This is a genomic window from Solidesulfovibrio magneticus RS-1 (genome assembly GCF_000010665.1).
Taxonomy (GTDB): domain Bacteria; phylum Desulfobacterota; class Desulfovibrionia; order Desulfovibrionales; family Desulfovibrionaceae; genus Solidesulfovibrio; species Solidesulfovibrio magneticus.
This window is the reverse complement of the sequence record NC_012796.1, coordinates 3,227,273-3,253,043: the sequence shown is the minus strand read 5'-3', so window position 1 is coordinate 3,253,043 and position 25,771 is coordinate 3,227,273. Positions and strand designations below refer to the sequence as shown.

20 protein-coding genes are annotated in these 25,771 nt (G+C 66.6%); 16 read left to right on the top strand and 4 right to left on the bottom strand.

Annotated elements, in window-relative coordinates; all coding sequences use genetic code 11:
• Positions 1 to 20: 20 nt before the first annotated feature.
• Positions 21 to 1,547: an NFACT RNA binding domain-containing protein gene (locus DMR_RS13865; RefSeq protein WP_015861538.1), complete on the bottom strand. Its 1,527-nt coding sequence runs from the start codon at positions 1,545 to 1,547 to the stop codon at positions 21 to 23.
• Positions 1,548 to 1,778: 231 nt separating this feature from the next.
• Entirely contained in the window at positions 1,779 to 2,141 is a 363-nt protein-coding gene (gene dksA, locus DMR_RS13860; protein ID WP_006921647.1) for an RNA polymerase-binding protein DksA, read from the bottom strand.
• 297 nt (positions 2,142 to 2,438) lie between these two features.
• On the opposite strand from dksA, the gene DMR_RS13855 reads away from it, so the two are divergent.
• The 6 genes from DMR_RS13855 to DMR_RS13830 all read left to right on the top strand — a co-directional run bounded on the left by DMR_RS13855 (position 2,439) and on the right by DMR_RS13830 (position 9,884).
• A complete protein-coding gene (locus DMR_RS13855; protein ID WP_015861536.1) occupies positions 2,439 to 3,506 on the top strand; it encodes a GGDEF domain-containing protein in 1,068 nt (355 codons plus the stop codon).
• 283 nt (positions 3,507 to 3,789) lie between these two features.
• Positions 3,790 to 4,350, top strand: a complete 561-nt coding sequence (locus tag DMR_RS13850) for a GAF domain-containing protein (RefSeq protein ID WP_015861535.1) — start codon at positions 3,790 to 3,792, stop codon at positions 4,348 to 4,350.
• Between the two features lie 12 nt (positions 4,351 to 4,362).
• Positions 4,363 to 5,379: a type I glyceraldehyde-3-phosphate dehydrogenase gene (gap, locus tag DMR_RS13845; RefSeq protein ID WP_015861534.1), complete on the top strand. Its 1,017-nt coding sequence runs from the start codon at positions 4,363 to 4,365 to the stop codon at positions 5,377 to 5,379.
• A gap of 414 nt (positions 5,380 to 5,793) precedes the next feature.
• The gene (locus DMR_RS13840) at positions 5,794 to 7,704 is read left to right on the top strand and encodes a heavy metal translocating P-type ATPase (RefSeq protein ID WP_015861533.1); all 1,911 of its coding nucleotides are present in this window, start codon (positions 5,794 to 5,796) and stop codon (positions 7,702 to 7,704) included.
• A 3-nt stretch (positions 7,705 to 7,707) separates the two neighbouring features.
• On the top strand, positions 7,708 to 8,121 hold the full coding sequence (locus DMR_RS13835) for a MarR family winged helix-turn-helix transcriptional regulator (protein WP_015861532.1): 414 nt from the start codon (positions 7,708 to 7,710) through the stop codon (positions 8,119 to 8,121).
• 98 nt (positions 8,122 to 8,219) lie between these two features.
• A complete protein-coding gene (locus tag DMR_RS13830; RefSeq protein ID WP_015861531.1) occupies positions 8,220 to 9,884 on the top strand; it encodes a PAS domain-containing sensor histidine kinase in 1,665 nt (554 codons plus the stop codon).
• Here the strand turns inward: DMR_RS13830 and DMR_RS13825 are convergent.
• Complete coding sequence (locus DMR_RS13825) at positions 9,851 to 10,786, bottom strand: hypothetical protein (protein WP_015861530.1); 936 nt, start codon at positions 10,784 to 10,786, stop codon at positions 9,851 to 9,853. The two genes, DMR_RS13830 and DMR_RS13825, sit on opposite strands and share 34 nt — an antisense overlap.
• Positions 10,787 to 10,956: 170 nt before the next feature.
• On the opposite strand from DMR_RS13825, the gene DMR_RS13820 reads away from it, so the two are divergent.
• From DMR_RS13820 to DMR_RS13775, 10 genes are all read left to right on the top strand, one after another.
• Entirely contained in the window at positions 10,957 to 12,420 is a 1,464-nt protein-coding gene (locus tag DMR_RS13820; RefSeq protein WP_043600704.1) for a circularly permuted type 2 ATP-grasp protein, read from the top strand.
• Positions 12,421 to 12,450: 30 nt separating this feature from the next.
• A complete protein-coding gene (locus DMR_RS13815) occupies positions 12,451 to 13,425 on the top strand; it encodes an alpha-E domain-containing protein (protein ID WP_015861528.1) in 975 nt (324 codons plus the stop codon).
• 13 nt (positions 13,426 to 13,438) lie between these two features.
• Positions 13,439 to 14,203, top strand: a complete 765-nt coding sequence (locus DMR_RS13810) for a hypothetical protein (RefSeq protein ID WP_006918298.1) — start codon at positions 13,439 to 13,441, stop codon at positions 14,201 to 14,203.
• Between the two features lie 4 nt (positions 14,204 to 14,207).
• Positions 14,208 to 15,065 (top strand): transglutaminase family protein, encoded by an 858-nt coding sequence (locus tag DMR_RS13805; protein ID WP_015861527.1) that lies wholly within the window; start codon positions 14,208 to 14,210, stop codon positions 15,063 to 15,065.
• A gap of 70 nt (positions 15,066 to 15,135) precedes the next feature.
• Positions 15,136 to 18,312 (top strand): transporter substrate-binding domain-containing protein, encoded by a 3,177-nt coding sequence (locus tag DMR_RS13800; protein WP_043600702.1) that lies wholly within the window; start codon positions 15,136 to 15,138, stop codon positions 18,310 to 18,312.
• Positions 18,313 to 18,333: 21 nt separating this feature from the next.
• Positions 18,334 to 18,855: a chemotaxis protein CheX gene (locus DMR_RS13795; protein ID WP_015861525.1), complete on the top strand. Its 522-nt coding sequence runs from the start codon at positions 18,334 to 18,336 to the stop codon at positions 18,853 to 18,855.
• Between the two features lie 3 nt (positions 18,856 to 18,858).
• Complete coding sequence (locus DMR_RS13790; RefSeq protein ID WP_015861524.1) at positions 18,859 to 19,233, top strand: response regulator; 375 nt, start codon at positions 18,859 to 18,861, stop codon at positions 19,231 to 19,233.
• The gene (locus DMR_RS13785) at positions 19,233 to 20,384 is read left to right on the top strand and encodes a PAS domain-containing sensor histidine kinase (protein ID WP_043600700.1); all 1,152 of its coding nucleotides are present in this window, start codon (positions 19,233 to 19,235) and stop codon (positions 20,382 to 20,384) included. The genes DMR_RS13790 and DMR_RS13785 overlap by 1 nt, the downstream gene beginning before the upstream one ends.
• The gene (locus DMR_RS13780) at positions 20,384 to 21,283 is read left to right on the top strand and encodes a sensor domain-containing diguanylate cyclase (RefSeq protein WP_043600698.1); all 900 of its coding nucleotides are present in this window, start codon (positions 20,384 to 20,386) and stop codon (positions 21,281 to 21,283) included. Before DMR_RS13785 ends, DMR_RS13780 begins: the two co-directional genes overlap by 1 nt.
• 310 nt (positions 21,284 to 21,593) lie before the next feature.
• Entirely contained in the window at positions 21,594 to 22,148 is a 555-nt protein-coding gene (locus DMR_RS13775; protein WP_015861521.1) for an acetate uptake transporter, read from the top strand.
• 164 nt (positions 22,149 to 22,312) lie between these two features.
• Here the strand turns inward: DMR_RS13775 and DMR_RS13770 are convergent, their stop codons facing one another.
• Entirely contained in the window at positions 22,313 to 25,714 is a 3,402-nt protein-coding gene (locus tag DMR_RS13770; RefSeq protein WP_015861520.1) for an ATP-binding protein, read from the bottom strand.
• Positions 25,715 to 25,771: the final 57 nt, after the last annotated feature.

Genomic DNA, 25,771 nt, shown 5'->3' with positions numbered 1-25,771 from the left:
GGACAAGCAAAACCGCATGTTCACGCCTTTTCCCGCAAACTTTCCAGGGCCGGGTCCACGGCCGTCCGTAGCGTCTCCAACATCCGCGTCACCGTCACCTGGCCCGGCGCGCCGCCCTTGACCCGGCGCACGTCGCCGACCCGGGCCAGCCAGACGTCGGCCGTGCCGGCCCCGGCCGCATAGCTGGCCAGGGCGGCCAGTCCGGCGGCCTCTTCGAGGCTGCGTCGCGGCACGTCGCGTCCGGGGTGGTCGCGTCGCAAAATCACATGGGTTCCCGGGCCGTTGGCCACGTGGAACCACAGGTCATAGGCATTGGCGAGTCTAAGGAGCTGGTCGTTGGCCTTGGCGTTTTTGCCCCGTAGGGCCAAAAAGCCGTCTGAAGTGCGGTAGACATGGGCGGCCACGCCCTTGAGGCTGCCAGACGCCCCGACGGCGCTTTGGGACGCCGGGACGTGTTCCCGACCTTTTAAGTCTTTTTTATCGCCTTGCAAGTCCTGGCGGCGGGCGGCGATGGCGACCAGGCCCCGTTGGCCTTTTGCCGCCAAATGATAGAGCTTTTGCATGTTGCCAAGGATCGTCAGGGCCGGGTCGAGGGTCAGGGCCGTTTCCGTGCCGTCGTCATTGGTGAAAAAAAGTTCAGGAATCTTGGCCGTCTTGTCCAGCAGATGGAGGTGCGCCGCGATGCGGTCAGCCTCGGCTTTGCGCATGATAAAGGCCCGCATCCGGGCTTCGTCGGCCTCCAGTTTGGCCAGGGCGCGCTGGCGGCGACGGACCCGGGCGGCGACGGCGTCGGCCTCGGGAGCCTCGCGACGGCCCGAGACCTCGCCGAAGGCCAGGGGCAGGCCGAAGGCGGCGGCCGCTTCCAGGGCCGTGGGAAAGGCAATGGTTTCGACCCCGGCCTGGGGTTTGCCGGGCCAGACCACGGGCCAAAGCGCCAGGGGCTCGCCCCCTTTGCGCTCCAGGAAAAAGCCTTCGGCCGTGTCCGCCTGCAACCGGTCGTAGACCGTCTGGCGGCCGTCCCGGGGCAGGGCGGCCAGGCGGCGGCGCAGGCCGGGCGAGAGCTGGGGATGGGCCTGCCAGATGTCGGGATCGCTGGTGACGGTTTCGATGGCCGGCCAGCCCGGTTCGGCCGGCGTCGCGTCCGGGGCCGGCGCCTCGGCCAGGACCGGGAAGGAGCGGGGATCAAGGACCAGGGCCGGGCCGTCGCCGGTGAACACCAGGGTCAGGCGGCGGTTTGGCCAGTCGGGAACCAGGCGCTGCACCCGCCGGCCGCGCAGGTGCTTGCGCAGCCGCATGGCTTGCCCCGGGGCGCGGTCGGGCTGGGCGGTTTTGGAGCCGGAGAGGAACAGGAAAAAACGCCCCGTGCCGTAGCGGGCGTGGAGATGGACGGTTTTCTTGCCGGGACAGCCGGGGACGACACGGCTGACCGGCAGATAAAGCGACAGGGTGAAGACGTTGGGGACGGGCAGGAAAATCTTCTCCACCCGAGCGCCCGGCAGGGCCGCGGCCAGCTCGCGGACCAGGACACGAAAAAAAACGGCCTCCATGGGCGACGTCTCCTCCCGGCCCGGGAACGTCCCGGACAGGGTTTGTCTGCCGCCAGGCGGGGCCGGCGGCCGAACCGGCAACAACGACCGCCGCCGTCTTTGGCGGATCGGGGGCCTGGCCGGCCGGCTTTGGCGCTGCGTCCTTTCTGTCCGTTGACCGGAGCTTAAAGGAAAATACCCCGGAGCGTTGCCCCGGGTGAAAATACGGGCGTATTTTCCAAGGGCGCGGCGCTAATCTCCCCGGAGGTCTTCGTCGGCCTCCTGGCGGCTTTTGCATTTGATGCACAAGGTGGTGACCGGACGGGCTTTCATGCGGGCGACGCTGATGTCCTCGCCGCACTCCACGCACTCGCCGTAGGTGCCTTCGTCGATGCGCTCGATGGCTTCCTTGATCTTCTTGATCAGGCGACGTTCCCGGTCGCGCAGGCGCAGGGTAAAGGCCCGGTCGGACTCGGCCGTGGCCCGGTCGGCCGGGTCGGCGTACACCTCGACGGTGTCGGTCATGTCCTCGATGGTTTCCTCGCCCTTCTTGAGGATGTCCTGGAGCATGCCGTTTAGAAGTTCGCGGAAAAATTCGACGTCCTTGGGATCCATGAAGTCCTCCTCGGCCGCCGGCCTTACAGCTCCGGCTTGAAAATTGACTCCAGTAATCAAAACCGGGACGGAGGTAAAGAGGTATCGGGCTTTGCGTCAAAATGTCACCGGCTCTGGCGGTGGGACAAAGGGTGTGGGTCAAAATGTCTCTGTCTGTCGGCAAAGACAAAAATGATCCGATTTGCGGCGGGAGCGCGCGTCGGCTCTTGCTCCGTGCGCGCGGGCGGGTTATGCAGTACGTTGGATTGATGGCAGACCGACCGTTTCGATGCGGACCGTTTGGGGAGGAAGGGTTTGATGCACCTGGGCTGTCAGGAAGCGCCGTGCGACATCCGCAAACTGTGCGGCGAGCTTCACAAACTCGGCTGCGGCAATGATTCGTCCTGGCTGGCGGTGCTGCTTTTTGTGCGCAACCTGCTGCGGCAGTTTTCGATTTTCGACGACTCGCGCAAGAAGTGCCTGCAGGAATACGTCTTTTCGGAACTGGCCCGGCGTGATCCTTCCCCCGAACATCTCCAACGCCTGCTTGGCGGCCTGGAACTGTTTCTCACCGACCACCTGCCCATGGCCGCCGTCAAGGACCAGCTTGAAAACGAAAAGGCGGCCTCCAAATCCCTGGCCCAGTCCATTACCGCCTTTCTGGAAGAGACGCTGACCTCGGAGCAGGAGCGCAGCAAGCTCGTGGGCCGCTTTGGCCGTGAGACCCTCGATACCCTGGCCGGCGGCGAGGACCCCTCGGTCATGATCCCCAAGCTGCGCACCCTGGTCGGCAACATGCTCGCCCATTACCGCGAGGAGGCCCAGGCCTGGGAACGCAAGGCCCAGCAGCTCGAAAAGATCATCCAGGTCGACCCGCTGCTGGCCCCCCTGCACAATCGCCGCTCCCTGGAAGAGCATCTGCGCGCGGCCGTGGCCCGGGCCGAGGCCGAGGGCGCGCCGCTTACCGCCATGATGATCGACGTGGACAACTTCAAGACCGCCATCAACGACGCCTACGGCCATGTGGTCGGCGACGACGTGTTGCGTACCCTGGCCAAGATCATCGACGCCCATGCCGGTCGCCACGGCTGGTTCGCCGCCCGCTACGGCGGCGACGAGCTGGTGCTGGTGTGCGACCTGGACGGCGACGACGCCCAGTTTCATGCCGACGCCATCCGGCTGGCCGTGCAGAACTACGAGTTTCGCCCCCGCATCGACGGTAAGCTGGCTGAAGCGCCCATCCGTTTTACCGTGTCCATTGGCGTGGCCGCCTTTGTCCCGGGCATGTCCGGCGACGACCTCATCGCCGCCGCCGACGCGGCCATGTATCAGGTGAAATCCGGCGGACGCAACAACGTCGCCCGGTTCGAGCAGCCGGCCGCCTGAAGGCGGCCGGGCCTGCAACCCGGCCGGGACAGTCCGGAACAGCCCTCTACCATCGCGCAGTACCGAATTGACCAGCCTGCCGTGACCACGCCGGGAAGACGGGCTGGATCGGGCTGCTTACGGTCAGGCTTACCGGTACAATGAAAACCTTTTCCTTTTTATTCAAATTCCGTATGCTGCCGCACAGTCGTCATCCGGCCTTCGCAATGGACCGGCATGGAGACGAGACCCGGCCGGCGGATCGTCCGCCGCCGCCCCAACCACCCCCTTGCGGGAGGGAGTCATGAGCGAACAGGAATGCGCCTATTACCGCAGCCTCTATGAAGTGGCCATGTGCATCAATTCGAGCCTGGAGCCGGCCACTGTCCTCCACTCCATCGCCGAGCAGGCGACCAAATCCCTTGCCGCCAAGGCCTGCTCCATCCGGCTGCTGGACCGCCAGGGCAAGACCTTGCTTGCCGGCACTTCCCATGGCCTGAGCAAGGGCTATCTGCGCAAAGGAACCATCGAGGTGGCCAAAAGCCGCATCGACCAGGAAACCCTGACCGGCAAGGTCGTGCAGATCAAGGACGCCGGTTCCGATCCGATGTTCCAGTACCCCGACGCCGCGCGCGAGGAAGGCATCGCCTCGGTCATGGCCTTGCCGCTGACCGTGGACGGCCGCCATATCGGCGTCATGCGCCTGTACTGCTCCAACATCCGCGAGTTCTCCCAAAGCGAGATCAATTTTGCCACGGCCATCGCCAACCTTTCGGCCATGGCCATCGAGAACGCCCGGCTGCATCAGGCGCTGCGCACCGATTACGAACTGCTGACCGCCTACGAATACACCATGCACGAGTAGAGGAAACGGCATATGCAAAAGCTTCGCATCGCCATCAACGGCTTCGGCCGCATCGGCCGGCAAGTCCTCAAAGCCATTCTGGAACGCCACGCCGAGGCCATGGACGTGGTCGCCATCAACGACCTGTTCGACGTGGCCACCAACGCCCACCTGCTGTCCTACGACACCAACTACGGCAAGCTGCCCGTGGCCGCCCGGGTCGAAGGCGACGTCATGGTGGTCGGCGACTGGCACATTCGCAATTTCGCCGAACGCGACCCCAAGGGCCTGCCCTGGGGCGAACTCGGCGTGGACGTGGTCATCGAATCCACCGGTATTTTCCGCACCGGCCCCAAGTGCCAGGCCCACATCGACGCCGGCGCAAAAAAGGTCATCATCACCTCGCCGGCCAAGGAAGAGGACCTGACCATCGTCCTTGGCGTCAACGACGACAAGTACGACCCGGCCGCCCACCACATTATTTCCAACGCCTCCTGCACCACCAACTGCCTGGCTCCGGTGGCCAAGGTGGTCCACGAGCACTTCGGCATCGTCAAGGGCGTGATGACCACCATCCACGCCTACACCAACGACCAGCGCATCCTGGATCTGCCGCATAAGGACCTGCGCCGGGCCCGGGCCGCCGCCTGCAACATGATCCCGACCTCCACCGGCGCGGCCCAGGCCGTGGCCCTGGTCATCCCGGACCTCAAGGGCAAATTCTCGGGGCTGTCCGTGCGTGTGCCGACCCCCACCGTCTCCCTGGTCGATTTCGTGGTGCAGCTGGAAAAATCCACCACCACCGACGACCTGCGCGCGGCCCTCAAGACCGCCGCCGACGGGCCGCTGGCCGGCATTCTCGGCTTCTCCGAACTGCCGCTGGTGTCCTCGGACTTCAAGGCCGATTCCCGTTCCTCCATCGTGGACGGCGAATACACCTTCGTCCAGGGCGGCGACATGGCCAAGATCCTGGCCTGGTACGACAACGAATGGGGCTATTCCTGCCGGGTGTCCGACCTGGTCGCCTTTATGGCCGAAAAGGGCTTGTAATACCTGACGCTTGTTTTGATGTGAGGCGGGGAAGGCGACTTCCTCGCCTTTTTGTCTTTCAAGATATTTGACAATCAAAATTTCATGCAATAGAGATATCACGTCTTCAAGGCAACGGCGTTGCTGGGAACCGGAATCACGCCGTCCGGCTCAAAGCCGCCGGGCAAAGCCCAGGGCTTACGGGGCAAGGCCGTAGGTTGGGCGGATGGCAAGGCTGCGGGGGATGGACCGGAAAACAGACGCCGCATCGGTGTTTCCTATTGATCCTCTGTCGCGGGGCGCATCCGACCAATCCGGCGGCCCGACAAGCCCCCCTTACCCCCTTTCTTCCCGTTGGGGGGTCCGGGGGCCTCAGGCCCCCGGCCGCCGGAGGCACTCTTCGTATTCTATTTCGCACACTAACGAGGTGTACCCATGATCGGACGATTTTCGAACCTAGGCGACTATCGGGGGCTTTTCTCCTTCAAGGATTTCGCCGTGTGCCTGGGCGGCGGGGCGCTGGCCCTGGTTGCCTGGATACTGGGCGAGAACGGCTGGGGTTTTGGGGCCGGGGCTTTTGCCCTGGTGGCGGTGGCCATAAACGGCGCGCCCATTGTGGTCGAGGCGGCCAAGGGCGTTTTGGAGCGCCGGGTCAACGTCGACGAGCTGGTGAGCATCGCCATTGTCGCCTCCATTTTACAGGGGGAACTGCTCACCGCCGCCGTGGTGAGCTTTATCATGACCCTGGGGGCGCTGGTGGAAGAGGCGGTGAGCGACGGGGCCAGGCGCTCCATCGAGGCTTTGGCCCAGCTGGCCCCGGAGGAGGCGACCGTGGTCGGCGCGGACGGAGCCGAGCGGGTCGTGCCCGTGGCCGAGGTCCGGGCCGGCGATCTGGTCATGGTGCGGCCGGGTGAGCGTATTGCGGTGGACGCGGTCATCGAGGCCGGGACTACGGCCGTGGACGAGTCGGCCCTGACCGGCGAATCCCTGCCGCGCGAGCGGGTCCCCGGCGACACGATCCTGGCCGGCACGCTCAACTACACCGGCCGGGTGACGGCCCGGGCCACCAAGGTTGGCGAGGACTCGACCTTTGGCAAGGTGGTGAAGCTCGTGGTCGCGGCCGAGGCCGGCAAGCCCCGGGCCGGGCGTGTCGTCGACAACCACGCGAAATATTTCACACCCCTGGTTCTGGCCTGCGCCGCCTTGGCTTGGCTTATAAGCGGCGACGCCGACCGGGCCGTGGCCGTGCTGGTGGCCGGCTGCCCTTGCGCGCTGCTCATGGCCGCGCCTACGGCCACGGTGGCGGCCATCGGCCGGGCGGCCAAGCGGGGCATCCTTATAAAGGGCGGCCAGTACCTGGAAGAGGTGGCCCGGGCTGACGTGGCCCTTTTCGACAAGACAGGCACCCTGACCCTGGGCCGGCCCGTGGTCGAGGCCGTGATCCCGGCTGATGGGGTGGGCGAGGCCGAGGTCCTGGGCTGCGCCGCCTGCCTGGAGCGCCACTGCAACCATCCGCTGGCTACGGCCGTGCTGGACGCCGCCAGGGCGGCCGGCGTCGAGGCGCGTCTGGCCGATTCCCTGACCGCCGAGGCGGGGCTGGGGCTTCGGGGGGAACTGGACGGCGAGGTGGTGGAAGTGGGCAGCCCGGAGATGATGGGCGGGGCCGCCGCCTTGCCGCCGCGACTGGCCGATTGCCTGGAGGCGATGTATGCCCGGGGGGCCACGGGACTGGTGGTGCGAAAGGGCGGGGCGGTCATGGGCCTGCTCGCCGTGTCCGATACCGTCAAGGACGAGGCGGCCGCCGCCGTGGCCGGGCTGCGCGGCCTGGGGCTTGCCACCGTGGGCATTTTGTCCGGCGACCACGACAAGGCTGTTTCGACCCTGGCCGGCCGGATCGGGGTGTCCGACGTCTGGTCCGGGCTCAAACCCCAAGACAAGCTCGACATCCTGGCCGACTTCCAGAAAAAGGGCCGCCGGGTGCTGTTTGTCGGCGACGGCGTCAACGACGCCCCGGCCCTGGCGAGGGCCAACGTGGGCGTGGCCATGGGCGCGGCCGGCTCGGATGTGGCCCTGGAGACCGCCGACATCGCCCTGGCCAACGACGACCTTGGCCGGCTGCCGTTTCTGGTCTATCTTGGCCGGCGCATGACCACAATGATCGCCGTCAACATCGGGCTGGGGCTTTTTTTCAACTCCGTGGCCATCCTTGGCAGCGGCTACGGCTTGCTGTCGCCGGTGGCGGCGGCGCTTTTCCACAACATCGGCTCCATCGTGGTGGTCCTGTCCTCGGCCAGCCTGGCGTTTACCGCCGAACCGGCCGTTACGGCCGCAACCGCCAAACAGTAAGGCATGGAAAACGAACAACTCACCCGCCTGCTCATTGAATTCTACGAGAAGTTTTCCTCGTGGGAGCACGGCGTGGTCAAGGAATCGGGACTGTCGCTGCCCCAGATGCATACGCTGGAGATTCTCGGGGCCGACGGCGACCTGCGCATGACGGAGCTGGCCGCCAAGATGGGCATCACCACCGGATCGCTCACCGTGCTGGTGGACCGGCTGGAGCGGGGCGGCTTCGTGGCCCGCAAACCCCACGAGACCGACCGCCGTTCCATCCGGGTGGGGCTGACTCCCGAGGGCGGGCGGCTCTTTGCCGAGCACCACAAGCTCCACGCCCAGCTCACCCAGGAGATCCTGTGCGCCCTGTCCCCTGAGGAAGCCGGCCTATTCGCGGCCATGCTGGCCAAGATCACCGCCTGCTTTTGACGCGTCCGGCCGTCTGTTTCGGGCGGTCGGACGTTTTTTGCGTCCTGTCCTTTCCGCCGCTCTTGTGATTATCCAAGGCCTGGTGCTAGTGTCGGGCCATGGATAGTCTTCAGGATGCAGCGACGCCGGGCCAGGACGGGCTGGACGACGGGGCGGCCTTGTTGGAGGCCGTGCCCGACCGCGAGGCGCTTTTGGACGTGGCGGCGCGAATCGTGCGCCGTGTCACGGGCTGCGACGCCGTGGGCATCCGTCTGCGCCAGGGCGAAGACTATCCCTATTTCGTGGCCGACGGTTTTGCCGCCGGTTTCGTCGCCGCCGAGACGTCGCTGTGCGCCAAGTCCGGGGAAGACTCCGTTGATCCGGCCGCACGGCCCGTGTTTGAATGCATGTGCGGCGCGGTTATTCAAGGCCGCGTCGATCCCCGTCTGCCTTGTTTCACGCCTTTTGGCAGTTTTTTCACCGGCTCCACCACAAGGCTTCTGGCCCAGGCCGGTGCTCTGCCGCCCGGGACCCGCAACCGCTGCAACGCCGCCGGCTACGAGACCGTGGTCCTTGTTCCGCTGCGCGCCGCCGACACCACCCACGGCCTGCTCCAGATCAATGACCGCCGGCCGGACAGGCTGGACGCCCCGGCCGTGGTCCGGCTGGAGCGCCTGGCCACGGGGCTGGCCATCCTGCTCTCGCGCCAGGAGATGGCCGCTGCCCTGGCCGACTCCGAAGCCCGGCATCGGGCCATGTTTTTTTCCAACATCGCCATCAAGCTGCTGATCGATCCGGCCAGCGGTCGCATCGTGGACGCCAATCCGGCCGCCTGCCGGTTTTACGGCTATTCCCTGGAGGAGATGCAGCGTCTGTCCATCTGGGACATCAACGCGGCCGGCGAGGAGGCGACGCGCCGGGACATGGCCCTGACCGGCGACGCCGAACGGCGGTTTTTTCGCTTCCGGCACAGGCTGGCCGGAGGAGAGGTGCGCGAGGTGGAGGTCTATACCGGGCCGGTGGAGTATCTGGGGCGCAAGCTCCTTTTCTCCATCATCCACGACGTCACCGAGCGGGTGCGGGCCGAGGAGGCCCGGGACCGGGTGGAGCAGATGCTGCGCCACGACCTGCGCTCGCCCCTGGCCGGCATCGCCGGACTGGCCGGGCATTTGGCCGAAGGGGATCTCACCGACAAGCAACGGGAAATCGCCGTCGTCATCCGGGAAACGGCCGCCGGCCTGGGCGACATGGTGTCTCGCAACCTTGACCTGTGCCGCATCGAACAGGGACGTTACGAACTGCGGCCCCAGCCCGTGGCCCTGGCCGCGTTGTTGCGCCGCCAGGCCTCCCTGGCCGCTCCCCTGGCCCGGCGGCGGCAGGCCGAACTGGCCTTTGGGCCGGGCTTCCGGGAGGACGACGACGGCCCCCTGGCCGCCGGCGAGGAAGGGCTTTTAGCCACGGCTTTTTCCAATCTTGTCACCAACGCCCTGGAAGCCGCGCCCCCGGGCACGGCCGTCACCCTGTCCCTGGCCGTGGAGGACGAGGCGGCCGTGGCCGGCGTCCACAACCACGGGGTCATTCCCGCCGGCATTCGTGGGCGTTTCGCGGCCAAGTACGCCACCAGCGGCAAGCCCGGCGGCACCGGCCTTGGGGCCTACATCGCCCGCACCATCGCCCGGCTGCACGGCGGCGAGCTGCACTGGGAGACCGACGAGACGGCCGGCACCCATATCCGGGTGCGCCTGCCCCTTTACCGCGATTCTTCCGGCTCTCCGGCCGCCTGATCGTCCAGGGCGGCGAAAATATCCCCCATTTCCGTAAACGCGCCCAGGTCCTGGCAACTCGGCCCGGCCTCGGGCGCGGGCCGGCCCGTGACGGCCAGGATGGCCGCTTCGGCCAGGGCCAGTTCCTCGGCGATGTCCGGGGCATGGAGATAGGGCAGGCGGTTGCCGGCCATAATGAGCGTTTCGAAATTGCTCTTGGCCAGGGCCTCTTCTTGCAGCCTGGCCCGGCGCAGTTGGGCGACAAGCTTAGCTTGGCGGGCCATGAGCGCCGGCAGGGGCAGGGCGCTCTCCGGCAGATCGGCCAGGAAGCGCAGGACAAATCGCGCTACCGCCAAGGCCTTTTCCGGGTCCGGGCGCACGGCCGGCAGGCGTTGCAAGCAATTGATGAAAAAGGCCAAGGCCCCCCGGGACCAGACCGGCCCGATCTGGCGGGCGTCGGCGGCCAGACGCCGGCCCAGGCCGGGATAGGCGGCCTGGGCGGCCTGCCGGGCCGCCGCCGGCAGGCTGCGCTGGGGGGCCAGCCGGGCCACGAGCCGGGCCGCCTGATCGGCCTCCAGCACCGGCAGGGGCACGACTTCGCCGTCCGGGAGCAGGGCGGTCGGACGCGGCCCCAGCCCGGCCAGGGCTTCGGCCAGGGCCGGCAGCTCGGTCGGCTCCAGGGCGGCCTGGGCCATGGCCTCTTCCAGCTCCAGGGCGGTGGCCCGGCCCGGGAAGAGGAGCAATTCCAAAAGCGGTGCGGCTTGGGGATCGTCCTCGTCGGCGGCCAGGGCGGCGATGGCGGCCGGGGACAGCTGGCCGTGGGTGGAGCGGATGCAGTGCAGGGCGGCTTCGTCCTGGGGAAGACCCCTTTCAAGGATGTCGGCAATGGCCCGGGCGAGCTGGGCGATGGCGTGGGAAGGCATGTTTTTTCCTGTCTTGCCTGTCGCGACGCAGAAGGGCGATTGACAGGCGGTATGGAATATTATTAACAAATTCCGTAATTGGAACGCTCAAATCCGTGGCGGGCCAAGGCGGAAAGACCCCGACCGACACCTGTGTTACCCGGCCGCCGAAGCGGCGACAAGGCTTGCCCATGCCACCGAAGATGGACTTCGACAGCTACGACGTCGGCCCCTTTTTCGACGAGATGTTCACCCCCGACGGCCAGCCCCGCCCCGGCTGCCGGATGCTCCATGACAAGATCGCCTCCCTGCCGCCGGGCGAGATCCTGGCCAGGCAGGCCGCCGCCGAGCAGGCCTTTTACGACATGGGCATCACCTTTACCGTCTACGGCCACGAGGAGGGGACCGAGAAGATCTTTCCCTTCGACATCATCCCCCGCATCATCGAGGCCGCCGAGTGGGACGCCCTGGAGCGCGGGCTTATCCAGCGCATCCGGGCGCTGAACCTGTTTATCGACGACGTCTACCACAAAGGGCGCATCATGGCCGACGGCGTGGTGCCGCGCGTCGTGGTGGAGTCGTCTTCGGGCTATTTCAAGGAGTGCCAGGGGCTTAATCCGCCGCATGGGGTGTGGTGCCACATTACCGGCTCGGACCTCATCCGCGACGAGTCCGGCCGGTTCATGGTGCTCGAAGACAATCTGCGCTGTCCGTCGGGCGTGTCCTACGTCCTGGCCAACCGGCGCATCCTGAAGCGCACCTTCCCCCAGGTCTTCGAGGCCATTGACATCCGGCCCGTGGACGACTACGCGCCGCTACTCCTCGACATGCTCCACGCCATCGCGCCTCAGGCGGCCAACCGGCCCACGGCCGCGCTGCTCACTCCCGGCGTCTACAACTCGGCCTATTTTGAGCACACCTTCCTGGCCCAGCAGGCCGGCATCGAGCTGGTCGAGGGCCGCGATCTGGTCGTGGCCGATGGCTACGTCCACATGCGCACCACCAAGGGCCTCAAGCGGGTGGACGTGCTCTACCGCCGGGTGGGCGAGGATTTCCTCGATCCGCAGGTCTTCCGTCCTGATTCGCTTTTGGGCGTGCCCGGCATCATGGAGGTCTACAAGGCCGGCCGGGTGGCCATGGCCAACGCCCCGGGCACGGGCGTGGCCGACGACAAGGTAGTGTATGCCTACGTGCCGCGCATGATCCGCTACTACCTGGGCGAGGAGCCGCTCATCGACAACGTCGAGACGTTCTTGTGCTGGGAGGACAAGGCCAGAAAGCACGTGCTGGCTAACCTCGACACGATGGTGGTCAAGGCGGCGGCGGAATCCGGCGGCTACGGCATGCTGGTCGGGCCGGCGGCCACCCCCGAGGAGCGCGAGGCCTTTGCCGCCAAGATCGAGGCCGATCCGCGCAACTACATCGCCCAGCCCACAGTCAGCCTGTCGCGGGCCCCGGTCATCGTGGACGACCACTTCGAGGGCCGCCACGTCGATCTGCGACCCTACATCCTCTACGGCGACGACATCCGGGTGATTCCCGGCGGCCTGACCCGGGTGGCGCTGCGGCGCGGGTCGCTGGTGGTCAATTCCTCCCAGGGCGGCGGCAGCAAGGACACCTGGGTGCTGGGTCCGGGCGCTGCGGCCAGAGGGTAGTTGTATGGCTATAATTTCAAGGAGCGCCGCATGTTAAGCCGCGTGGCCGACGCCATTTACTGGATGAGCCGCTATTTGGAGCGGGCCGAGAACATCGCCCGGTTCCTCGACGTCAACTGGCACCTCACCCTGGACACCCCGGGCGGGCGCGGCGAGCAGTGGATGCCGCTGGTCTCGGCCATGGGCGACTTTGACCTGTTCGCCGCCCGGGAGTTGCCCGGGGACCGCGAGACCATCATCCGCTTCCTGGCCTTCGATCCGGAGTACCCCAACTCCATCGTGAGCTGCCTGGGCCGGGCCCGGGACAACGCCCGCACCATCCGCGAGATCATCCCCACCGAGATGTGGGAGCAGATCAACACGTTTTACCATCTCGTGCGCGAGGCGGCCAAGGGCTGCGACGCCGTGCTCAACAACCCCTACCACTTCTGCGACGAGGTCAAGCGCCGCGACCTGACGATAAGCGGCATCGCCGGCGACGCCATGAGCCACGACGAGGCCTGGGACTTCTTCCGCCTGGGCAGGCTGCTGGAACGCGCCGACAAGACCTCGCGCATCCTCGACGTCAAATACTTCATCCTGCTGCCGCACCCCACCGACGTCGGCTCCAACCTCGACTACGTGCAGTGGGCGGCGCTGTTAAAGGCCATCAGCGCCCTGGAGGCCTACCGCCGCCGCCATGGGCGCATCCAGCCCGAGCGCATCGTGGAATTCTTGCTGCTCGACCACGACTTTCCCCGGTCGGTCCTGTGGTCGCTGATACGAGCCCAGCAGTGCCTGCACGCCATCACCGGCACGCCCATGGGCTATTTCGCCAATCCGGCCGAAAAACGCATCGGCCAGCTGTGCGGCGACCTGGCCTATATGAGCGTGGAAGACGTTGTGGCCAAGGGCTTGCATGAGTTCACCGACAACCTGCAAACCCGCATGAACCGTGTGGACGAGGCTGTTTTCGCCACCTTCTTCTCCACGTTTCCGGCTATTGACGGGGCCAGCCAACAGTGACAAAGGGACGGCCATGACATTTTGCCTCGGCATCACCGTGGAGGAAGGCTTGGTCGGCATCGCCGACACCCGCATCACCTCCGGCAACGAATTGACCAGCGCCCACAAGGTCACCACCTATCAGAACGGGCAGGGGGCCTTTTTCCTCATGACCTCGGGGCTTCGCTCGGTGCGCGACAAGACGCTCACCTATTTCGAAGAGGCCATGGAAACCTGCGCCAAGCCCCTCGACAAGCTCTACAAGGTCGTCAACGCCTTTGCCGCCGAACTGCGCAAGGTCGCCGTCGAGGACAAGGCCTTTCTGGCCGAGTCGGGGCTGGGGTTCAATCTCCATGTGCTCCTTGGCGGCCAGATGACCAACGATTCCACCCACAAGCTCTATCTGATCTACCCCGAGGGCAACTGGGTGGAGGTGAGCCAGGGCACGCCCTACCACATCATCGGCGAAGGCGGCTACGGCAAGCCCGTCCTCGACCGTACGCTCAAATACTCCGATCCGCTGCGCATGGCCCTCAAGGTCGGCTGCCTGGCCTTTGACTCCACCCGCATCAGCGCCTCGGACGTGGATTTTCCCATCGACGTGGTGCTCTACCACAAAAGCGGCCTGGAGCTGGTCCAGCACCGCTACGAAAAAGAAGACCTGGCCGACATCTCGGCCTGGTGGCAGGAGCATCTGCGCGGCCTGGTCCACGACCTGCCCTCGGAGTGGATCGACAACGTGGCTTCCAAGCTCAAAAAGGTGTGCGGGAAGTCCGGCTGCCTGACCGAACCGGCCTGACCCCGTGCGCTGCCGCATCGTTCACCGCACCCGTTATGATTACGGGCGCGAGGTCTTTCTGGAGCCGCACCTGCTGCGCCTGGTGCCCCGGGGCGACGCCGCCCAGCGGCTGCTGGCCTTTGCCGCCGTCATCAAGCCCGAACCGGCCGGCCGGACGTTCGTCACCGACGCCTGGGGCAACACCGCCCTGTCGGTCTGGTTTTCCGGCCTCACCGACCATCTGACCGTGACCACCGAAACGACGGTGGCGACCCTTCGCGACAACCCCTTCGACTATCTCATCGAAACGCCCCGGGCCGTGCTGCCCGTGCCCCTCGCGCCGGGCGAGGCCTGGCTGGCCGGGGACTGCCTGGCGCCGGTGGCCGGGGCCGCCTCCCGGACAGCTGAACTGGCCGAGGGCATCCTGGCCGACGGCGCGACCACGCCCCAGACCTTCGCCATGGAGCTGCTTGGTCGGATGCACGCCCGGCTGGCCACCTCCGCCCGCCTGGAGCCAGGCCTCATGGCTCCGGACACGGTCCTGGCCAGGAGGAAAGGGGCCTGCCGCGATCTGGCCCTGGTCTTCATCGCCGCCTGCCGCCATGTCGGCATCCCGGCCCGGTTCGTCAGCGGCTACCACGAAGGCGACCCGGACAGCGACGAGCGCGATCTGCATGCCTGGGCCGAGGCCTATCTGCCCGGCGGCGGCTGGCGCGGCTTCGATCCTTCCCTGGGCCTGGCCGTCACCGACCGTCACGTGGTCCTGGCCGCCGCCCCCCATCCCGACGACGCCGCGCCGGTTACCGGTTCCTTCCGGGGCGCCGCGGCCGCCGCGCGCCTGCGTCACGCCATTGCCCTTGAGGTCTCGCCTGGGAGCGAATAGCCCGATTTTTGGGGTTGGGCTTCGAGGCAGGCTGCGCTATGCTGCGGGCCGGATGAACAACGGGGTCTGCATGATGCGTTTTTTGCGTGCGTCCTTTGTCTGGCGGCTTGTGGCCGTCCTTGCCGCACTGGTTGTTTTCGGGGGAGCGGGCGCTTGGGCTGCGGCCCTGGACCTGACGCCCGAGGAAAAAGCCTTCATCGAGGCCCATCCCGTGGTCACGGTCAGCGACGTGGACTGGCCGCCGCTGTCCATCGTGGCCGACGGCCGGCAGCAGGGCCTTTTTCACGACTATTATGCCCTTATCGCCCAGCGCACGGGCCTGGCCTTCCGGTTCCAGATCCTGGGCGACGGGCTGGATTTTCAGCTCGTCCTGGATGCCCTGCGCGACAAACGCATCGATCTGGTGGACGGCACCGGCAAGACCGCCGACCGCGCCACCTACGCGCTTTTCGCCGGCCCTTACTGGCAGTTCCCCCTGGCCGTGGCCGCCCGGGACGACGCCGCGGCCTGGTCCCTGGAGACCCTGGCCGGCAAGCGCGTGGCCGTGGCCCGGGGCTCCACGGCCGAGGAGTACCTGCGCGAAAAGGCCCCGGGCCTGGAGCTCGTCGAGACCGCCGACCCCTATGCCGCCCTGTCGCTGGTGGCCACCCACAAGGCCGACGCCGCCGTGGAGAACATGGCCGTGGCTTCCTACGCCATCCGCAAGTCGGGGCTGGCCAACGTCAAGATTTCCGGACTGCTGGACTATCAGTTCAAGATATATTCCCTGGTGCGCAACGACTGGCCGCTGCTGGCGTCCATTCTGCAAAAAGCCCATGAATCGGTGACGGAATCGGAAAAGGCCGCGCTGCTCTCCCGCTGGCTGCCGCTGTACAAGGCCGGAGCCCAGGCTGGCGAGGCCGTGGCCGAGGTCATGGGCAAGCCGGCCGACACGCACACGGGGCTGACCTTCACGGATCGGGAAAAAGACTATCTGGCCCGCAAAAAAGCCCTGTCCTTTTGCGTGGACCCGGACTGGGCCCCCATCGAGCGCATCGACGAAAACGGCCGCCACGTCGGCATCGCCGCCGATCTGCTGGGCCTTATGAGCGAGCGCCTGGGCGTGCCCGTGGTCCTGGTGCCCACCAGCTCCTGGAGCCAGAGCCTGTCCGCCGTGCGTGAGCATCGCTGCGATTTCCTGCCGGCCGCCGGCGACACCAAGCAGCGGCGGCGTTTCCTCCATTTCACCACGCCCTACCTGCGCTTCCCCATGGTGGTGGCCACCCTGGCCAAGACGCCCTTCATCGACGATCCGGCCGGACTGTCCGGCAAGGATCTGGGCGTGGTCAACGGCTACTCCAGCCTGGACATCCTGCGTTCCAAGTACCCGGAAATGCGGCTGGTCGAGGTGCCAAGCGTCACCGAGGGCCTGCGTCTTGTGGCCGACGGCAAGCTCTACGGCTACATCGACACCGTTCCGGCCATCAGCCAGGCCATCGCCAAGGACCACTTCAGCGATCTCAAGATCGCCGGCCGCCTCGACGCTCAGCTCGACCTGGCCGTGGCCAGCCGCGACGACGAACCGGAATTGGCCTCGCTGTTCCAAAAGGCCGTCAACACCCTCACCAAGGCTGAAACCGAGGCGATCATCAAGAAGTGGGTGGCCGTCACCTTCGAGGAAAGCTTTGACTACACCCGGTTCTGGAAGGCCCTGGCCATCGCCGCCGCCGTCCTGGCCGTCATCGTCTGGTGGAACCGCAAGCTTGCCCGGCTCAACCGGGCCATCCGCCAGGCCCACGAGGCGCTCGACGTCGCCAACCGGGACATGGCCGCGCTGCTCGACAACGCCGGCCAGGGGTTCTTGTCGGTGGACCGCAACGGCTTGGTCGGGCCTCGGTGCAGCCAGGAGTGCCGGACGATTTTCGGCGGCGACATTGAGGGTCGAAACGTCGTCGAGCTGCTTTTCCCGGATGACCCGGCCGCCAGGGAGGCCTTGGCCGTCAACATCCGGCGGGTGGCCGACGAGGCAGACGCCTATCGCCGCGACCTGTATCTGTCGCTCATGCAAAAGTCCGCTCAGCTTGGCGGACGCGCCCTGCGCCTGGCCTACCGCGCCTTGGACGGGGGGCGGCTTATGTTCGTCATCACCGACGTCACCGACGAGGCGCGCCTCAAGGACGCCGTGGCCCGGGAGCGCAACCGCCTGGCCTGCGTAGTGGCGGCGGTGCGGGAGCAGCGCGACTTTTTCGCCGTCCTTGACAGCTTCGCCGGATTCCGGGAATCAGGACAGGTCTTCGTTTCCAGCGCCGCCGACGGCCGTGCTGCCCTGGAATCCGTTTATCGGCAGGTGCACACCTTCAAGGGCTTATTTTTGCAGCTGGAATGCGCCCATGTCGCGGCCGCTCTGGATGCCGTGGAAACGCGTCTGGCTGGTCTGGCCCGAGAGGATGCCCCCCAGGCTTCGACCGTGGCCGAGGCACTGGCCGATCCCGAGGTGGACGAGGCGCTTAACCGGGACATCGCCGTGGTGCGAAACGCCCTGGGCGAGGAGTTTTTCGATCGCCGGGGCGAAATCTGCCTGGGCGCGGATCTGGCCGAGGCCCTGGCCGAACTGGCCGACCGGCTGCTTTCGCGCTTGGACGATCTGCCGCTCGGCGAGCAGGACCGTACGGTGTTGGCCGCTGCCCGCACCTTGCGCCATGTGGACGTGAAAAAGTTGCTGGCCGCCTACCCGCGTCTGGCCGCCCGCCTGGCCGCCGGCCAGGGTAAGCTCCTGGCTCCCTTTGCCGTGGAAGGCGAGGCCGTGGCCGTCGATCCCGACCGCCTGGACGCCTTGGCCAAGGCCTTGGTCCACGCCTTTCGCAACGCCGTGGACCACGGCCTGGAAACACCAGCCGAGCGGGCCGAGGCAGGCAAGGACGAAGCCGGGATCATCAACTGCCGGGTCGCGGCCGAAAACGGCCGGCTGGTCATCGAGGTGGCCGACGACGGCCGGGGCGTGGACGTGGAAGGCGTGCGTTCCCGGGCCTTCGAGGTCGGCCTGGTCGGTGCCGAGGAACTGGCCGCCATGGACGACGCCGCCGTGATCGAACTGCTTTTCCGCGACGGATTTTCCTCGCGCCGCAGCGTCGGAGAACTCTCCGGGCGCGGCGTGGGGCTGGCCGCCGTGCGGGCCGAGGCCCAGCACCTGGGCGGGGCGGCCGTATTGATCAGTGAACCCGGGCGCGGTTCGCGCCTTCGCGTCGAAGTTCCCCTCCTTGACGCCTAAGTTTTACTTTCGGGAGACGTTATGACCGAACAACTGGATCTCAAAGCCTTCCTCGACGCCCTGGCCACGCGCACCCGGGCGTTTTTCGCCGAGGAACTGGGCATAGCCGTCAAGGAACCCCTGTACCACTTCGACGATGTGCAAAAGCTCGACCTGCGCCATCTGACCGCCATTTTGAGCGCCACCGGGCAGCTCAAGCTCTATCTGGCCTACAGCTTCGACGCGGCCCTTATCGAGGCGGCCTTTGCCGCCTACACCGCCGACCTCGACATCGCCGAGGACGAACGCGACGACGCCATCCAGGAAACCGCCGGCGACATCATCAACATCATCGTGGGCAACGCCCTGGCCGACGTGGCCGCCACCGGCCGGGCCATTGCCCTGTCGCCGCCCATTATCCTCACCGAAGCCAAATCCGTGATGCGCCACCGCGGGGCCAAATTCGCCTCGGCCGAACTCGCCGCCGCGACCGGTTCCCTGGCCATCCACCTCATCGGTCCGGGCGAACTCTTTGACGACGCCCTTGAATATGTGAAGGAGTAAGGCATGAGATCCCTGCGAATCCTGGTGGTGGACGACTCCGGCCTCACCGTGAAGAAAATGGCCAAGCTCCTGGAAGAACTCGGACATCACGTCGTCGCCATGGCCTCCACCGGCCAGCAGGCCGTGGACGTCTACGCCGAGGCCGCTCCCGACGTCACCACCATGGACATCACCATGCCCGATATGGACGGCATTGAGGCCACCCGCCGCATTCTGGCCGTGCATCCCGGGGCCTGCATCGTCATCGTCACCTCCCACGGCCAGGAGCAGATGGTCATGGACGCTATAGAGGCCGGGGCCAAGGGCTATATCTTAAAGCCCGTCAAACAGGAAAAACTGGCCGAGACCCTGGAAACGGTGGCGGCGAAATACTTGTGATGCAAAGCGCCTCCATGCTCGAAAGCGCGCTGTTAAAGACGCATTTCGACGTCATTCCCTTCGGCATCTACGTCGTGGACGTGGCCACCTACGAGGTGGTCTTCCTCAACCGCCACTCCCGGGAGAACCTTGGCCCGGCCGAGGGGGGCAAGTGCTACAAGGTGGTCTATGACAACGACGCGCCCTGCCTGCATTGCCGCATCCCGGAGCTGATCACTGCGGCCGGCCTGCCAAACGGCCGCACCGCCGTCTACGACCTCTACAACGAACGCGACGAACGCTGGGCCCAGATCCAGGAAAAGGCCATGGGCTGGCCCGACGGCCGGGTGGTCAAGTACGCCATCGCCGTGGACATCTCCGAACTCAAGGAGACCCAGAACCGTCTGGCCGAAGCCCATGCGGAGCTGGCCATCCGCAACAAGGAGCTGGCCGGGCAGAACACGATGCTGCGCCAGAACATGGACCTGCGCGAACACGTGGACCGCATCGCCCGCCACGACCTCAAAGCGCCGTTGTCCGCGCTCATCGGCCTGCCCCAGGTGCTGCTCGAAAACTACGACCTGCCCCCCGAGGCGGCCCACATCGTGTCGCTCATGGAGCAGGCTGCCCATTCCATGCTCGACATGCTCAACCAGTCCCTGGTGCTCTACCGGCTGGAAATCGGCGAGTTCGTGCTGTCTCCCCGGCCGGTGGATCTGGTCGATCTGGCCGTTCGCACCTGTTCCCGGCTGTCTTCCATGCCCATGGCCCGGGGGCGAAAGCTGCATGCCGCCCTGGCCGGGGGCCCGGTTCCGGCCGGGGCCCGGGTGGAAGTTCCCGGCGACGACCTGCTCTTGGGGCCGATGCTCCAAAATCTTGTGGTCAATGGCCTTGAGGCTTCGCCCGAGGGCGGCGACGTGGAAGTGGATGTTGTCGTAGGAGAAGAGAACGTGGCCCTGGTGGTGCGCAACCAGGGAGAAGTGCCCGCCGCCATCCGTGACCACATGTTTGACAAGTACGTCACCATGGGCAAACGTTCCGGCACCGGCCTTGGGGCCTATTCCGCCGCCCTGGCCGCCAAGGCCCATGGCGGGACCATCGAACTCGACGCCGACGTACCTGGCCGCACCGCCGTGATTGTGACCCTGCCCCGCAGCGGAGCCGCCTCGTGATGATGGAAAACGCCCTTTTCGAGAGCCATTTCGATCTCATTCCCTTCGGCATCTACGTGGTGGACGCCGCCAGCTACCGCATCGTCTACAGCAATCGGGCCTTTTACGAGCATTTCGGCCATCATGCCGGCAAAGTGTGCCACGAGGCCCTTTACGAGCGGGCCGAGCCCTGTCCCTGGTGCCGCCTGGGCGAACTGCTCACGCCCCAGGGCCTGCCCAGCGGCGAGACCCGGGTCTTTGAGCACTTCAACGAGTCCGACGACCGCTGGTATCAGATGCAGGTCCGGGCCATGACCTGGCCCGACGGCCGGGTGGTGCGCTACGCCATCGGCGTCGACATCTCCGAACTCAAGGACACCCAGAACCGGTTGGCCGAGGCCCATGCGCGGCTGGCGCTCACCAACATCGAACTGGCCCGCCTGTCCACCACCGACATGCTCACCGGACTGGCCAACCGCCAGCACACCGAACATCTGCTGCTGGCCGGCCTTGGCGAGCTGGGCCGGCAGGGGCGGCAGCTGAGTCTCATCATGTTCGACATCGACCACTTCAAGGCCGTCAACGACCGGTACGGGCATCTGCGCGGCGACGACGTGCTGCGCGCCCTGGCCGATCTGCTGCGTCAGACCGTGCCCGCTGGGCTGGGCGTGGGGCGTTGGGGCGGCGAGGAATTCCTCATCTGCTGTTCCGGCCTGGGGCTGGCCGAGGCTTGCGTCCTGGCCGAGAAGCTGCGTCTGGCCGTGGCCGGTCTCGACCTGACGGGAGTGGGGCGTCTGACCTGCAGCTTCGGCGTGGCCGAGGCCCGGGCGGGGGAGTCGGCCGTAACTCTCCTGGCCAGGGTCGACAACGCCCTGTACGCGGCCAAGGGCCTGGGCCGAGACCGGGTGGAAATGGGCTGAGCCGCAGCGGTTGGCCGGTGGGACGTCCCGGGCAAAGGGGGCTGCCAACGGTACCGCCGGCTGGTCCCTGGCTTTGACGCCGGCCTCGCGCCAAACCCGGTCGCCTGTCCCTTGCTCCGGCCTTTTTGCGGCCGGCGCCAAGACCGGATGTCTGCCGGCATCGTCGAAATAACGCCTGCAAGGCGTGGGGCCAAGACTCATCTGACGTCTTTACCTGCCGTCCCAAAGTCTCTATTGCATTGGCCTTGCGGCTGAAGCGTCCCGCGGCGGGGTCGCCCGGCTCCACCCTCGACGCCACAGGAAGGCTATAATGGAAACGAAATTGGCCAATCCCGCGCCCCTGGGACTCATGGGCTTCGGCATGACCACCATCCTGCTCAACATCCACAATGCCGGATGGTTTCCCGTGGGATCCATGGTGCTGGCCATGGGCATCTTCTACGGCGGCGTGGCCCAGGTCATCGCCGGGATCATGGAATTCAAAAAGGGCAACACCTTCGGGCTGACGGCCTTTGCCAGCTACGGCCTGTTCTGGTTGACCCTGGCCGGGCTTATCATGCTGCCCAAGATGGGGCTGGCCGACCCCACGCCCCATGCCTTCATGGGCTGGTATCTGTTTTTGTGGGGGCTTTTCACCTTGTTCATGTTCTTCGGAACCTTGCGCGGTTCGCTGGTCCTGCGTTTCATCTTCGGTTCGCTGACGCTGCTCTTTTTCCTGCTGGCCTTGCGGGACTGGCTGGGATCGGAAGCCATCGGCCGGCTGGCCGGCTACGAAGGCATCGTGTGCGGGGCCAGCGCCTGCTATCTGGCCATGGCCGAAGTGTTGGAAGAACAGTACGGCCGCAAGATTTTGCCCGTGGGCTAATGCCGCGTCCCTGAAAAAATACGAGAGTATTTTTCAGAAAAATTACTGATTTTAGTCTGTTGTCCGCGAATTGTCCTGTAGGCTTTTCGTGGATGCGACAAGAAACGCCGGCTCGGGCCGTTCTTTCCGAAAGCCGCGCCGGCCTGGCGCGGCTTTCGTTTTTGCTACGCCTGGGGGGCGGCGTCCGCCGGCCCGGCGTCCTCTGACGGGCGGGAGCGCCGGATGGCGGCGGCGGCCTCGTCCAGGTTTTTTTTGAGGGCCAGGCCCGTTTCATGGGCCGCCTCGGCGTCGCGCCGGCGAAGCTGGTCTTCCAGTTGCCCGGCCAGCCGCCGGGCGGATTCCGCGCCGACGGCTCCGGCCACGTTTTTGAGCGAATGGGCGGCCAGGGCGGCCTCGTCCCAGTTTTCCGCGTCGCTGCACAGCCGGATAAGTCGCAGCTTGCGGGGGTACTGGCGCAGGAAATCCTCTTCCACCTCGGCCAGCAAGGCTTCGTCGCCGCCCAGACGGCGTAGGGCCGCCTCGTGTTCCAGGACGGCGGCGGTTTCCGGCGTGGCCTGGGCGGCCGGTTTCGCAACGGCCGGGCCGGCCCCGTCGGACGCCACCCGGGCCAAGAGTTCGGCCAACAGCGTGAAATCCAGGGGTTTGGGCAGAAATTCCGTCATGCCGGCGGCTAGGCAGCGTTCCATGGAGCCGGCCAGGGCATGGGCGGTCATGGCCGCCACGGGCACGCGGCGGTTGGCCTCGCCGGCCAGGCCGGCCCGCAAGCGGCGGGTGGCCTCCATGCCGTCGAGTTCCGGCATCTCCACATCCATGAGCACCAAATCGAAGGTTTCGTGGCCAAGGCATTCCAGGGCGCGCGCGCCGTTGGCGGCCACTGTGGCTTGGTGACCCCGGCGGTTTAAAAAGGTGGTCGCCACCTTGACGTTGATCGGGTTGTCCTCGGCCACCAGCACGCGCAGGGGCCTGGCGTCGGCCTGGGGCGCGGCCACCGGGCGTCGGGCCGGCTCGATCGGGACGACCTGGGCCGGGGTGAGACGCAACTTGACCCGAAAGACCGTGCCTTGGCCCGGAACGCTGTCCACGGCGATCTCGCCGCCCATGCTGCGGACGAGTTCGCGACAGATGGCCAGCCCCAGGCCCGTGCCCCCGAAGTTCAAGGCCACAGTGCGGTCGGCCTGGGTGAACATATCGAAGATGCGCTCCAGACGATCCGGGGCGATACCGATGCCGGTGTCAGCCACGGCCAGTTCCAACTGGCCGGGATCGCCGTCCGGGGCGGCGACGGTGACGGTGACGCCGCCTTCCCGGGTGAACTTGACGGCGTTGCCCACGAGGTTGAGCAGGATCTGCCGCACCCGTCCCTGGTCGCCCCGGACATGGCGGGGGGTGTTCGGGGCCACGGCCAGGGTGAGGAAAAGGCCCTTGCGGGCGGCCTGGGGGCGCAGGGTGCGGGCCACGCCGGCCAGGGTGCGGCGCAGATCGAAGTCCTGGATGACCAGTTCCAGCCCCTTGGCCTCGATGCGCGACAGGTCCAGCACGTCGTTGATGATGCCAAGCAGGTTGCCGGCGGCTTCCCGGGCGGTTTCCAGGGCGTCGCGCTGCTGGGGCGAAAGCTCGGTGCCCAGGGTCAGCTCGGTCATGCCAATGACGGCGTGCAGGGGGGTGCGGATCTCGTGGCTCATCTTCGCCAGGAAATCGCTTTTGGCCCGGTTGGCGGTTTCGGCCGCCTCCTTGGCCTGACGCAGGTCGGCCTCGATGGCCTTGACGTCGGCGATGTCGCGCACCACCGCGAAATAGCGGCGATCCTCGCCCGGGCTTTCGGGATGCCGGTGCGGGCGCACGGCCACGGGCAGGATCGAGCCGTCCTTGCGGCGATATTCTTTTTCGAAAACCTCGGCAGACCCCTTGGCGTCCACTTCGGCCAGGAGGCGTTCCTCGGGCTTGTGCCAAGCCTCGGGAGTGATGTCGCGATAGGTCATTTTTTCCAGTTCATCCGGGCCGTAGCCGGTCATCTCCTGAAAAGCCGGGTTGGATTCCACCAGCCGGTAGTCGCTGGACAGCACGACAAAGCCATCGCCCATGCTGTCCAGGAGCAGCTTGTAGCGTGTGCGGGAAGCGAGAAGTTCGGCCTCGGAACACTTGCGGCCGGTGATGTCGAGCAGCACGCCGATGACGCCGGCCGTACGCCCGGCGACATCGTGGAACCGGCTTTTGAAGACCACCACGTCGTGGACGGTCTGGTCGCGAAAAAGAAGCGACGTTTCGTATTCAACGGTTTCGGCTTCGCCCGAGAGCACGGCGCGGTCGGTCTTGGCGCAAAGGGCCGCCTGGGCCGGAAGTTCCAGGTCATGGACGGTGCGCCTGCGGATGCGGGCCAGGGGCCGGATGGCGCGTTCGTAGGCGGCGTTGCAGCCCAGATAACGGCTTTCGAGATCCTTGTAGAAGACCGGCACGGGGATGGCGTCGATGAGCTCCTGGGTAAAGCGGATGCGTTCCTTGAGCTTGTCGGCCATGGCGTCCAGGGCCCGGCCCAGCTCGCCCATCTCGCCCTTGCTTTCGGCCAGCCCCGAGCGGCGGTCGAGGTTGCCGGCGGCCATGTCGGTGGCCATGGCCACGAACTGGCCCATGGGGCGCAAGAGAAACACCCGGTTGAACCACCAGGCGGCGGCCAGGGCCAGGGCCACGGCCAGGCCGAAAAGCAGCATGTCGCTTTGCCAGGCCCCGATGAGCAGGGCCTCATGGATGGCCTGGGGCTGGCTTAAGCGGATAAACAGGCGTTGCCCGCCAGGGGCGGCCACCGGCGCGAACACGGCGCGCTGCATCTCGTCGTCCGGCCCCTGGCCGGTCCAGACCAGGCTCGCCGCCTGGTCAAGATGCGGCAGGACGTCGTCCGCGCCGGCCAAGGTCTTGCCGGCGGCCTGGGGGCGTGGCGGCCAAGTGGTCAGCAGCGTCCCGGTCTCGGTGAACAAACAGGCCCGGGCGGCCTCGGGCATCCGAATGTCCTTGAAGATGGCGGCGAACCAGTCCGGGGCCAGGGTGATGGCGCACACGCCGACCACGCCGTCGTCCGGTCCCCGCACGGCCTGGGCCAGCACCAGGCCGGGCTTGCCGTCGAGGGTGTCCGGCCCGAAGGCCATGATCGTGGACAAGGGGGCGTCCAAAGCTTGGCGCAGCCAGGGCCGGTCGCCGAGACTGCGCGTCGCCCCGCCTGGCAGAGCAGAGGCTGCTGTCACCGTGCCGTCGGGGCGCACGAGAGCCATGTCCTGGAAGGCGGGAAAGACGGCCAGGGCGTCGGTCAGCAGACGGCCGGCCTGGGCGGGATCGCCGGATTTGATGACGGCAAGCCAGGTGACGCCGCGCAGGATGTTGGCGTAGTTCTCCAGCAGGCTTCGGGCGTTGCCGGCGGCCAGATCGGCGATGCTGTGCAGGCCCTGGTCCACGGCGACCCGGGCGGAACGCTGTTTTTCCACGGCCGAAGCGACGTGCAGCGCCAGGACCGGGGCCAGGGTCAACGCCACAAGCCACAGCAATCGCGTGCGCAGGCTTTCCAGCCGTCGCCAAGCCATACCGGATACTCCGTGGAATGGTGCATCGAGTTGCCTCAAGGCAAAATCCGCCAGTGG